Annotated in this window: 8 protein-coding genes; 4 read left to right on the top strand and 4 right to left on the bottom strand. The window is 41.1% G+C overall.

All coding sequences use genetic code 11. The annotated features are described in order from the left end of the window. Nucleotides 1-1,026: 1,026 nt before the first annotated feature. Entirely contained in the window at nt 1,027-1,383 is a 357-nt protein-coding gene (locus K5Q58_RS18050) for a RidA family protein (protein WP_220755248.1), read from the bottom strand. A gap of 237 nt (nt 1,384-1,620) precedes the next feature. Here K5Q58_RS18050 and K5Q58_RS18045 point away from each other — a divergent pair, with 237 nt between their 5' ends. Next, complete coding sequence (locus tag K5Q58_RS18045) at nt 1,621-2,541, top strand: LysR family transcriptional regulator (RefSeq protein ID WP_220755247.1); 921 nt, start codon at nt 1,621-1,623, stop codon at nt 2,539-2,541. Nucleotides 2,542-2,656: 115 nt separating this feature from the next. On the opposite strand, the gene K5Q58_RS18040 is transcribed toward K5Q58_RS18045, so the two are convergent. Further along, nucleotides 2,657-3,199: an outer membrane beta-barrel protein gene (locus tag K5Q58_RS18040; RefSeq protein ID WP_220755246.1), complete on the bottom strand. Its 543-nt coding sequence runs from the start codon at nt 3,197-3,199 to the stop codon at nt 2,657-2,659. A gap of 416 nt (nt 3,200-3,615) precedes the next feature. Between K5Q58_RS18040 and K5Q58_RS18035 the strand changes: the two genes are divergently transcribed. From K5Q58_RS18035 to K5Q58_RS18025, 3 genes are read left to right on the top strand one after another with little or no spacing between them, the layout of a single operon-like run. Beyond that, entirely contained in the window at nt 3,616-4,710 is a 1,095-nt protein-coding gene (locus K5Q58_RS18035) for an efflux RND transporter periplasmic adaptor subunit (RefSeq protein ID WP_220755245.1), read from the top strand. 2 nt (nt 4,711-4,712) lie between these two features. After that, on the top strand, nt 4,713-7,763 hold the full coding sequence (locus K5Q58_RS18030) for an efflux RND transporter permease subunit (RefSeq protein ID WP_220755244.1): 3,051 nt from the start codon (nt 4,713-4,715) through the stop codon (nt 7,761-7,763). Next, a complete protein-coding gene (locus tag K5Q58_RS18025; RefSeq protein WP_220755243.1) occupies nt 7,750-9,228 on the top strand; it encodes an efflux transporter outer membrane subunit in 1,479 nt (492 codons plus the stop codon). Before K5Q58_RS18030 ends, K5Q58_RS18025 begins: the two co-directional genes overlap by 14 nt. Nucleotides 9,229-9,384: 156 nt before the next feature. On the opposite strand, the gene K5Q58_RS18020 is transcribed toward K5Q58_RS18025, so the two are convergent. Both K5Q58_RS18020 and K5Q58_RS18015 read right to left on the bottom strand, forming a co-directional pair. Beyond that, the gene (locus tag K5Q58_RS18020) at nt 9,385-9,999 is read right to left on the bottom strand and encodes a hypothetical protein (protein WP_259651388.1); all 615 of its coding nucleotides are present in this window, start codon (nt 9,997-9,999) and stop codon (nt 9,385-9,387) included. A 97-nt stretch (nt 10,000-10,096) separates the two neighbouring features. Next, a complete protein-coding gene (locus K5Q58_RS18015) occupies nt 10,097-12,313 on the bottom strand; it encodes an LruC domain-containing protein (protein WP_259651387.1) in 2,217 nt (738 codons plus the stop codon). Nucleotides 12,314-12,414 lie beyond the last annotated feature (101 nt).

Here is a 12,414-nt window from a genome sequence, read left to right as displayed (position 1 = left end):
GGCTTAATTTAAATCAAACAGCTCATCAAATAAGTCTAAAGTCGTAATTCATGCTTAACTAAAAATCTATAATTGTCTGATAATGTTGGAAATAAATTTCATCACTTATTTTTTAAGCGACTTTAACGCGCAAGCTCGGTTTGTTTTAGGATGCCAAGATAATTTTATTGCTTTACATCAAAGACATAGAGAATGTAGGATTTTATAAATCAATAACTTAAACGGCCGACTTTATCAGGCGTGCCGTATAATAAGCTGTTATATGCCCTGAAAGGATTCGGAATTTCTTGAATAAATTTAACTATAGAATTGATTCAGCGCCTAATTTCAAGGCCACAATAATTCGACATATCGTATATGCAATTCTTGTGTTTTTAGCCACTTTCTCGGTAGTTTATTTTACGCACTATATGGGAGGTCTTTTAAACGTTGACGTTGAGCAACCATTGAGAGAAATGCCAACCCAAATAGTCATCATGGGACTAGCTGGAATATTAGTTACTTTTATTATTGTATACGTGGTTGTACTCTGGGTAGCTAGAGCAATATTTGCAAAGCTCAAGGTGTAAAGCGGGCAAATAACAAAGTAATTAAGAGCGGACATCTAACGGTTGGATGGTGTTTCGTTCCTCAACAATTTTAGCCAACCATTATCTGGCCTCTTATTGCGGCGTTACCATATATCCACTTGCCATACATTCCTTAATTAGACTCATCACTTTAAGTGCTTTAACTCTAACAAGCTTTTGTCCAAAAATGAGTTTGGAAGTGTTCAAACTTTACCATCAAAAAGTCACGTTCATGCTCATTTAAATTCTCAAGCGGTTGCCTTATCACCGCTCATGACAACGCGAGTTTTTTCAATCTTTATTATGGTCGCACAGTAATAGCCAAAGGAATTAACCTACCAATGGTTATGCGAACAAGACTCAAGTAGCCTGAGGCTACTTGAGGGAATTGAATGCTGATGGGTAACAATGGATCTGAGATCTAAACCGATTCATTGCCCTATTGACATAAAACTGTTTAAGCTTGAATTTCTGCAGCCACGACAGAAATTTCAACCAATAGTGCCTCACGTGCCATTTTTGCCGCAACACAAGCACGAGCTGGTGCGTAACCTTCAACCACCCATGCGTCCCACACCGCATTCATTTCAGCAAAATATGACATGTCTTTGACATAAATAGTGGCTGATAACATATGCTTTTTATCACTGCCTGCTTGCAGTAATAACGCCTCTACTTTATCCAACATGGTTTGAGTTTGTTCGGTGATATCTTTAGTGGCATCTTGGCAAACTTGGCCACATAAATAGATAGTGCCGTTATGCTTCACGATACGACTCATGCGGGTTTTGGTTTCCATGCGTTCAATGGTCATGATTGCTCTCTTAAAATGGGACATAAATAGACGTCCAATATTATCCGCCATAACAATCAACAATAACAACTGAGAATCGCTCAACTGCCATTAGTGTTTGTAGCCAAGCTATTGCTATTTACGCCTTTGATATCAAGGTAAAGCTGTGAAGTCATAGACGAAAATATCAGCTAGAATTGACAGAGTAAATACCATAAAACTACACTGGTGTATTGCAAAACTAATAAAGAACAGCACATGCACATCAATGACTTAGAGTTATTTATCGCGGTAGCAAAATTAGGTAGTTTTTCTAAGGCCGCAGAATCGTTAGATACTCGACGCGCTTTAGTGAGTCGCCGTATTGCTGAACTCGAAAAACATCTGGGTGCACCGCTGTTTATTCGCACCACCCGCGCTATGTCATTAACTCCTAATGGTGAGCAATTTCTTGAGCAAGTTGAGCCTTTAGTCGATCAAATACGTAATGCCGCTCACGTGATGCGCAATCAACAAGCCAAAGTACAGGGTAAAATTCGTATTGGGCTGATCCCCTATAGTGACAAATTACTGCAACGCCATATTGCTGAATTTATGCAACAATACCCTGAAGTGCAGCTTGATATATTCATGATCCATGGTGATTATCGTGATCTCACCCGCCTAGGATTAGACTTTATTTTGTATTCTGGCGAGCTCAACGACAGCAGTTTCATCGCTAAAAAACTCACAACTTTCAAATTAAAGTTATTTGCAGCACCAAGCTACTTTAACAATAGACCCGCCATTAATTGTATTGAAGACTTAAGCGAACATTTCTTTATTGGTAGGCGTGAATATGACGGAACTTTAGAGTCTCAAGTGACATTAAATGAGCAAACGATCAATTTAAAATACAACATTATTACTAATGAAATTAACTCACTTCTCAACTTTTGCCATGCCGGTTCTGGCATTGCCATTTTACCTTACAGCATTGTGGCTGAATCAGTTGACTCAGGACAGCTCATCGAGGTTTTACCTGAATTAGAATCAGAGTCATTTGAGTGCTTTTTAGTGTACCCAAGCCGTAAGCATTTGTCGTCTGCAGCTAAGTTGTTTGCTAACACTGTGATTGAAATGGCTGAAGAGTTACATGAAACCGAGTCAGTATTTAGAGTTAAACAAAAAAAGGCATAAAACTGATATTTCAATTTTATGCCTAGTGATTACAAGAGATTTAATTAAGGTAACTCAATAAATATTGACCTACCTAACCAATGGGAGGCGTAATCAAAAAAACGGGTTCAACAGATTAAAACTTATAATCTAGAGTCAGATAAACTTGCTGACTATTTTCAATTTCAATACCGTTCTTGCTGTAATCTTGCTCTAAGTAGCGATAACCTAAATCTGATGAAAAGTGTTCATTCCATTTGTATTGCACACCAACTTGGCCACCATAAACGAAGTCCGTAGAAGCTTTGCCTGCCACTTTATTATCGTTCGCGCCGGCAACAACACCCACAAATAAGTTTACGTCTTTATGCATTGGGATCAGGTAGTCATACGAAACTAGCCAGCTATATTGCTCTTGTTTGTACTTATTGCCAGAGTATGAAAATTTGTCTTCCATGTAGCCAAAAGTACCAGTAAGACGATGCTGCTCATTGATAAGTGCTCCAACTCGCAATTGCCAAGTCATGTCTTCTGTATCTTTGTTGATATTGCCATCAACCGAGTCAGTTTGAAATCCTGCTCCAGCGCCGACAAAATATTCAATATCTGCCGCTTGGGCTGCTGAAATACTACCGACCATCATACCGGCGACTAAGACTGCTTTATTCAATTTATTCATAATATTCACCTTTATTTTCAATTATTTATTTGCTTCAACATCCCTGAATGACAAATTCATCTTATAAAAATGATTTCAGAATAATAAGCCCCTAAATCGGTTCTCTCAGTCTCATAAATCGAGACAATCATATTAAAGGCAAGCTGTTGAATAATAATGTAAAAGTAAATAACAACTCAAAGAGGCAGCTTACAACAAATGCCTACAATAACATCACAAATACTCATAAAAACAAACCTATCTAGTTCATTGCTTTAACCTACCCATAAAAATAATTCTTCTGTACTTAAGGAATAAAAAATCCTCTCCTTTTTATGATTGTCTCATTTTAAAGGACAATAAAACTCAATTTCCCCCTCTAATGTTTCAGCTTGTATCAGCCTAGAATTAGCCATCAAATTTTAGAGGAAAACGTAATGAAAGCCATGACCAGCAAACTATCAACACTGAGCTGTTGCCTTTTGGCCTTAACTGCTTGTAGCGAGCAACCACAAGTTGCCATTAAAGTAATGCAACCAATTTCGGTAATTCAACTTGATAAACATATGGATCAACATTCATTGCGCTTTTCTGGCGTAGTTGAAGCACAAGAGAAAGCAGACTTATCTTTTCGCGTTTCAGGTACATTGAATGAATTGCTCTTTGAGCAGGGAGATAGCGTTAAAAAAGGTCAGGTAATAGCAAGGCTTGATCCTCACGATTATCAAGTTAGAGCCAACGAGCTCACTGCGCGTCTAGCCGAAGCTGAAGCAAGTTTACAACTAGCCAAAGATGAACTTAAAAGAACTCAAATGGCCAGTGATGACAATGCGATATCTGATATTAGATTACAAAGAGCCAAGACTGGGGTTGTTCGTGCTCAAGCAGGTGTTGATGTGGTCACGCTCAATCTACAACAAGCTAAAGATGCCTTACGATACACTGAGCTTAAAGCTCCATTTGACGGCGTTATTGGCCGCAAGCAGTTTGATAACTATGAACAAGTTATTCCTGGTGTTGCTTTTACCACGATTCATCAGCCAAATAGTCTCAATGCGATTGTTGATATTCCAGAGGCGCAGCTTAACGTATTTTATAAAGATCAAGTCGCGTTAATCGGTTCAAATAATGAACCTCAGCAGCTAAATGGCCAAGTTACTGAAATCACCACGGTTCCCGATCCTATCAAGCGTACCTTTAGTGCGACAATTGCCATTTCTGACACATCAGAAAACCTATACCCAGGCAAGGTAGTCAATGTTCGCATAAATGATGAAACTCTTGACCCCAATAGCATTTGCTTGCCATCTACTGCGTTAATCAGCAAAGAACAATCGATGTACATTGCGACATTAGTTGATCAAAAAGTACATAGGGTTCCTGTCGAGGTGACTAAAGCTGGCCGTAAGCAAACGTGTATTATTGCTAAAGAAGGCAATAAATTAACCGGCCTTGAAACCGTTATCGTAGCAGGCGCAGCTTACTTATCAGACGGCCAATTAGCCACTAACCTGGTTGAATTAGGAGAGTAGTCATGAACTTTGCTGAATTTGCTATTCGCCAACGGGTATTTGTTACCTTTTTTACCGTACTGGCTGTCATTGCTGGTATTTATTCTTACTTTGACTTAGGCAAATTGGAAGATCCGTCTTTTACTGTTAAAACTGCCGTTGTCGTCACTCTATACCCAGGTGCTTCTGCCAGTGAAGTTGAAAACTTAGTCACTGATAAGGTCGAAACGAAGCTGCAGGAAATGGCATCTTTAAAAACACTACGCTCGCTATCAAAGCCTGGTGTTTCAATGATTTTTGTTGACCTAGTCAGTAAAACCTCATCATCTGCTTTACCTCAAGAGTGGGATTTACTCCGTCGTAAAGTCAATGACATTCAGCTTGCCTTACCGCCGCAAGCTCAAATCAATATCGTTCAAGATGAGTTTTCAGAAGTGTATGGCATGCTATTCGCCATCCACAGTAATGATGCTGAAGCCTACCAAATAAAAGATTACGCAGAGGAATTGCAGCGTCGTCTTAAGGAAGTGAAAGGTATTAAAAAGATTGAGCTTCACGGCGTACAAAACCGTGTTGTGCATATTGATATCAGCGATGAACGTATTGCAGAATCAGGGTTATCTTCAGCTCAAGTGCTAAATCAACTCAATAGTCAAAATATGTCGCTTGATGCAGGCAGCTTTGATGTAGGCATTGAGCGCCTTCGCGTGGCACAAAGTGGTGCTTTTAATAGTATTGAAGACATTAAAAATCTTTCCATTAAAACAGGCGTTGGTAAGTTATCGAGTGGCTTAGTTCGTCTAGGTGATGTAGCCGATATTTACTATGATTATCAGAAGCCTGCATTAACAAAAAGCCGTTTTAATGGCGAACCTGCAATTACCCTCGCAGTCAGCCCTGTCAGCGGGATTAACGTAGTATCGCTCGGTGATGAGTTAATAGATATTATCGACAGCTACCAAGCCGAATTACCTCTGGGCGTTACCATTAGCACGATTGCGTTTCAGCCTGAAGAAGTGCATAAATCTATTACTAGCTTTGTGTCTAACTTGATTGAAAGTATCGCGATTGTTGTCGTTGTACTACTAATCTTCATGGGCTGGCGCAGTGCAGCCATTGTGGGCTCAAGCTTACTGTTAACCATTCTATTCACTCTCATTTATATGAATGTGTCTGGTGTTGATCTACAACGAGTCTCTGTCGGTTCATTTATTCTTGCTTTGGGTATGTTGGTCGATAACGCCATTGTTATCACTGATATGTTTGTTGGCAAGCTCAAACAAGGCATGGCGAGATTAGAAGCGGCTAAAAGCTGTATTAGCGAAACGGCTGTACCATTATTAGGTGCAACAATCATTGCTATTATGGGCGCCTCACCAGTGATTTTCTCAACCACTGATGCCTCAGAATTCTCTATTTCAATCATTCAAATTTTAGCTAGCTCATTACTACTGTCGTGGGTTATCGCTATGACTATCACTCCGTTAATGTGTTGGGCATTTATTAACGCCGAAGCTGATGAAGGTGAGTCAAAAACCAATATTTTCATGACTAAGCTTCGCTTAGCAGTGCAATGGGCTATTCGTCACCCTAAGTACACCATCACATGGGTATTGGTTGCCTTTTCGATGACGATTGCGTTAGTTCCTTCAGTTAAAGTGAACTTTTTCCCAAGCTCTGATAGAGCCATGGTGTTCCTTGATTATTGGTTACCTAACGGCAGTCGTATTGAAGATGTTTCAAGTGATATGAAACAGATTGAACAATGGTTAATGTCACGCCCTGAAGTCAGCAGTATTTCGACTTCAATTGGTGCCAGCGCCCCACGATTCTCTGTCACCGTTGAGCCTGAGCCAATGGACAGCAGTTACGGACAAATCCTGATCAACACCCATGATTTTGAAGGGATCAACAAACTCGTTACCGATGGTAATACATGGTTAGCAGCTAACTTCCCACAAGCGCAACCACGCTTTAGAGACTTAAAGCTGACTACTAAAGATAAATTCAACATTGAAGCGCGTTTTTCCGGTCCAGATCAAAAAGTACTGCATCAGCTATCAAAACAAGCGCAAATCATCATTAATGCGCACCCTAACACCCGTTATGTTCGTGATGATTGGCGTCAAGAAAGTAAAGTAATGATCCCAGTGATGAACCAAGAACAAGCGCGACTTGCAGGAATTAATCGCACTGATATTTCGTTAGCTTTAAAGCGCGCTACCGATGGTTTAACCGTTGGGCAGCTGCGTGAAAATGACACCTTAATGCCAATTTTATTCAAGTCGACTAATGCCAGTATTGATGACATTGGTGATATCCCAGTACGCTCATTTATGGGGCTGCACAGTGTGCCATTAGCTCATGTTGTTGATGACTTCGAAATTGAAGGTGAGCAAAGCATGTTATGGCGCAGAAATCGCGTGCCGACATTAACAGTTCAAGCAGGTGTTGTTGGTGATGCTGTTGGTAAAGTACGTAATGAAATTAGTGCTCAAATTGAAGCGATTGAATTGCCTAAAGGCTACAAGCTTGAGTGGGGTGGCGAGTATGCTGATGAAAAAGAAGCTGTTGATGACTTAATCCAACAAACACCTAAAGCATTCTTAATTATGATTGTTATTTTAATGGCATTATTTAGCGCTTACCGACAACCCACCATCATCTTCATGCTAGTGCCATTAGCTGGGATGGGCGTGTGCTGGAGTTTGCTGCTATTTGATAAACCATTTGGCTTTATGGCTTTAGTTGGAGCAATTGCCTTATCGGGGATGATCATTAAAAACGGCATTGTATTGGCCGATCAAATTGAACTAGAGCGAAAAACAGGTAAGTCGCTAGATGACTCAATTTTATCAGCAACCCTCAACCGTACTATGGCTATCTCAATGGGCGCACTGACCACCGCATTAGGTATGGTGCCACTGTTAAGCGATTTGCTATTCGATCAGATGGCGGCAACCATTATTGGAGGCTTATTTGTAGCCACCTTCTTAACCTTGCTGTTAATGCCTGCATTATACAAACTTTTCTTTAAAAATGACTCTCAGGAGGTTGCCAATGAAGAAGCGTAATCTATCTCTGCTTATTGGCCTCTTACTTACAGGTTGTAGCATGACACCCGACTATCAAGTCGAAGACACTATCAAGCTTGATACTGTGTATTTGCATGACGCTAGCCAAGGCGAAAGTCAAATCGAACACGATGCTTGGTGGCAACGTTTTAACGATCCACAGCTTAATCAGTTAATTGAACAAGTGCAGCAACAAAACATCACTATTCAATTAGCGGCCCAGCGGATTCAATCTGCTAAGGCTTATGAGACAAGTGTGTCGTCATTTAAAATACCGACAGTCTCTGTAGGAGCCGGTGGATTTTCATACGGGATATCTGAAAAGGATCCACTATTAGGTGCGGCGGTATCTGGCATTAATTTCGGTGGCCAAAATTTGGCATTGGATAATGATTATCAAGGCGCTGTGGTCGGGGCTAATATCAGCTGGGAAATGGATATTTTTGGCAAAATTGACTCACTAAGTAATGCTGCAAGTATTCGTATTGAGCAAGCCGAAATTATCCAACAAGGCATGGTGACCTTAATCACTGCAGATGTAGTCCATAATTACCTGCAATATCGCGGCGCTCAAGCAAGATTAGCGATTGCCAAGCGCAATATTGATGAGCAAGAGCAAACCTTGAATATGGTTAAAAGCTTGGTCAGAAGTGGTTATGGCTCAGATCTCGATTTAGCCAATGCAAGCGCTGCGCTTGCAACGGTAAAAGCGACCCAAACCGTGTTTGAAACAGCAGAAAAAGTCCATTTGTACCGCATCTCAACCTTACTTGGGCTACACCCATCACAAGTGACTGATAAGTTTAGCCAAGCGCCTTTACCTTTAGTAACAGGGCAAATTCCGGTTGGATTACCATCTGACTTATTAAAACGTCGCACCGACATTGCTTTTGCAGAGCGTGACATGGCCGCAATTAATGAAGAATTAGGCGCGAGTATCGCCGCACAATACCCAAGTTTTTTCATTACTGCATCGCCTGCCACGTTAGCCAAAAATGTGGATGATTTATTCAGTTCAGGTTCTGCCTCATGGATGGGCGGAATTGGGGTTAAATGGAACTTAATCGATGGCGGCCGTGGGCAAGCGATGGTGGACTTACAAGAGTCTCGCTTTAAGCAGGCAAGCTTAGGCTATCAGCAAACCGTTAATGATGCGTTTAATGAAGTTGAAACCACCTTAATGAGTTATGGCAACAGTCTTAAGTTTTACCAGCAGCTCAGCACAGCTGCAGATCAAACTCAAACTGCGGTAAGTAAAGCTAAAAGTTTGTATAAAGCGGGCTTGATTGATTATATACAAGTCCTTGATGCACAGCGCCAAGACAATCTGATGCAAGATAGCTTAGTTGTCGCTCAGCTGAATATTGCCAGTAATTTGATTTTGGTGAATAAAGCTTTGGGCGGAGATTGGACAGCTGTTTCAGAGAAAACTACTGTTAATACTGCTATGGCATCAGCAGAATAATTCGTAAATTTAAAATCCCCTGTGCTTCATCTTAATGCGATGCTCAGGGGATTTTAACGCGTTCAACTGTTAAAGCGGTTTATACATTAGTGGTTAATGCAGTAGTAGTTAATACAGTGTGATTAATACATTGCCGTTAATGCATGAGTAACTGCATTAGTTAATCGTTAGTTTCTGTTCTTCTGCTTCCATATCATATGTCCACATTTGATAAACAGGGTCTGAACCATCATAGAACCACACCACAGCAATTAGATTTTGCTGATGATTTGCCACTAACAGCTCATCATTCAAATTGCCCTCATCTAAGGCACCACGTAATAAACATGATTCAAAATTCACAGTCACTTGTGCGCCATTTTGCTCATACTGATCACAAAGCGAAAAGTAACCTCGCTGTGTAGACTCAAGTGCCACATCAACTCCTAACGTAAAAGCAGCTTGTAAATCAAAGTCTGCATCAACCACCAAATCATCAATCGACGTAGGTGTTGGAGCTGGCTCTTCTGGTGTCTCAGGATCGGGATCCGTTGGTGTTTCAGGTGTAGTCGGCGTTGTTGGAGTAGCTGGCGTCGTTGGCGTCGTTACCGCTGGAGTGGCTGCAGCTGGTTCTGGAGAGCTATCGTCACCACCACCTCCACCACAAGCAGTTAACTGAGTCAGCATTAAAACTATTGCAATACTGCCGAATCTCATTCCTTTCAAAGCCATGCCGTTATTAAGCGTTACTTGTTCATTTTTTTGAGTTTTATCAGTTGTTAATATGTTCATAATGTTTACCTTTTAAATTCCATTTTTCTTAAATTCATTGTGTTTGCTATCGATTCATTTTTTACATTTATCAAAGTGCTAGTTGTTGTAGTTAGCATTAGTCTTTGAAAATTAATGAATCAGCAGCGGTTAGGTACCAATAAGGTTTGGTTTCACCTGTTGCATCCGCAGCAAATTCAATAAACTCAATATAGGCATTATCAACACGTTGTAACTCAGCAGGATGCTGCCATGTGTCAGGTACTTCAATCGCCCAGCTCATACCATTTTCATCTTGGAAATACTGACCTTGTGAAGCGGCAGAAGCATCGTCATGCATGCCTAAAAAGCGAGTATCAAATAAATCAGTTGGCGCTTTATTTTTCAGATGGATTTCAAGTTTACGACCCGGATTTTTACCGTCAGTAATATTTTTAGCGGCTAATCCATGATCGGTATCAGGTGTCGCAAAAATGAATGGGTCATATGGGAATTCAGGCATATCATCGACATGAACCGAATCAATAAATGGCACGGTCATTTGCCATGTTGCGCGGTACTGAGTACCACAACCTGGCTCTGTTCTGAAATATAGACAGCCGTTACCTGGAGTGGCGTGCTGCCATAAATCTTGACTGAATAGTAATACCGCATTGGTTTGGTTTTCTTCTAGTGGTGATGTGGTTTGTTTAACGCCTTGCATGCTCCACTCAATTGCTGACTCTTGTACGTTGCCACGTCCCACATCAGGAAGCTGCACCGCAAAACCGTTATGGTAAGCCGCGCCCATTGCAACCAACTGAGCATCAAATGCCACGCGACGCACCAAGTCATTTTTACTGAACTGGCTAATACGTAACTGCATCACCACATCATTCATATCAAAGTCACCTTGGTTCGGATATAAATCCTCGTAAGCTAAGGTGGTGTATTCAGATGAAGATGGGTAATAACTAATCGTCACCCCTGTTTCAGTGACTGTAATTGGGTAATCCTCTACTTCACCATCACTCACACCACCATTTGGCAATAAATCGGCCACTGAACTGAGGCGGAAACGTGACCATGTTTCGCCAGTTTTCGCCCAATTAGGCACATCGATAGATATCGTGGTTGTGCCTGCACTAACAGAACGACCCGCAATCACTTTTTCATCAGTGTCGAACTCGCCATTTTGGTTCCAATCAATCCAACCATTTAAAAATGCCGCATCACCTTGAGTCGTGACAATCAGCATGGCTTTCTCACCGATTTCAAAGCCTGTTGGCATACTGATACCGTCATCATCGTCAATGCCATCACTTTCATCATCAGAAAGCGGCGCTGGATAACCGTCTGATTCATTATCAATAACACTACCCAATTTCATATTGCCAACAATGCCGTGGCGGGCACCGTTTGAATCAATTAAGGTGCCGTAGCTATCTGGCGCATCACCAAAATCGACACTGTCACCCACTGGCACTTCAGCAAGAGCACAACGCGCACCGTCATTAGAAGTAGAAGAAGGCCCATAAGAAAAGAGTTCAGCTTGTGGAGTATCAGCATCGACGTTGACTTTAAATACATTACCGTCGCCGTTGTTACTCAAGTACAAGTTGCCATCAGGATCGAAAAACTGCGCCCCAAAAGTAAAGCTACCGCTGTCTTTGGTGATCACATTACCTAAGTTTTCATGCGCACCCGTGCTAGGGTCAATTTTGATTAAGGTACCGGTACTACCATTTGTGACGGCATATAAGAAACCATTACTTGGATGAAAGGCAAAATCGGTAATGCGATAAGTGGCATTAGCTTTACTGCCTGAGACAATATTCATTGGATGATCATTACCATCAAGTGGCACAGTGAATAGGCCAACACCTTTGCGGTAGCCATACCAAACGTTTTGATCAATCGCCACATCACCAACATAAAAATCTTGATTGGCTGCCGCACTGTCTTTGGTGATTGTTAATGGCTCAACTTGGTAATCTTTACCCACTTTACCCACGGTGCCGTGCTCATAATCCCAACCGTAGAGGTAGTTATCAAGATAACTAAAACCCACACCGTTAAGTGCTTTGGTGAGACCCATATCTGGCGATAACACCACATAACTACCCGTGCCGAGTTCAACGCCAAATGTTTTTGGCACACCAGAGGGAGTTTGAATAATAAAGGCTTCGGTAGGACAGGCTTCAAAGGCATCAGCGGCATTGGTATTAGCGCTAAATAACGCCATGCTAGTACCAATAGCAATACTACTAAAACCAAGAATATTAATAATCTGGGAATTCAGAGGATTAACTGCGACTGTTTTCGTTTGTGATGTTCTTGCTTTAAATTTTTGCATATTGGCATCTCGCTATTCGTTATCAGGATGTAACTTGATAATGCACAGTGAATGCCAAGTTTGATTTACCTTTAAATACAAAGAGTTATGATATTTAAAGA

The sequence above is a fragment of the Shewanella sp. KT0246 genome, assembly GCF_019654955.1.
Taxonomy (GTDB): domain Bacteria; phylum Pseudomonadota; class Gammaproteobacteria; order Enterobacterales; family Shewanellaceae; genus Shewanella; species Shewanella goraebulensis.
Note: the sequence above shows the minus strand (reverse complement) of the source record. Positions and strands in the feature narration are given on the sequence as shown.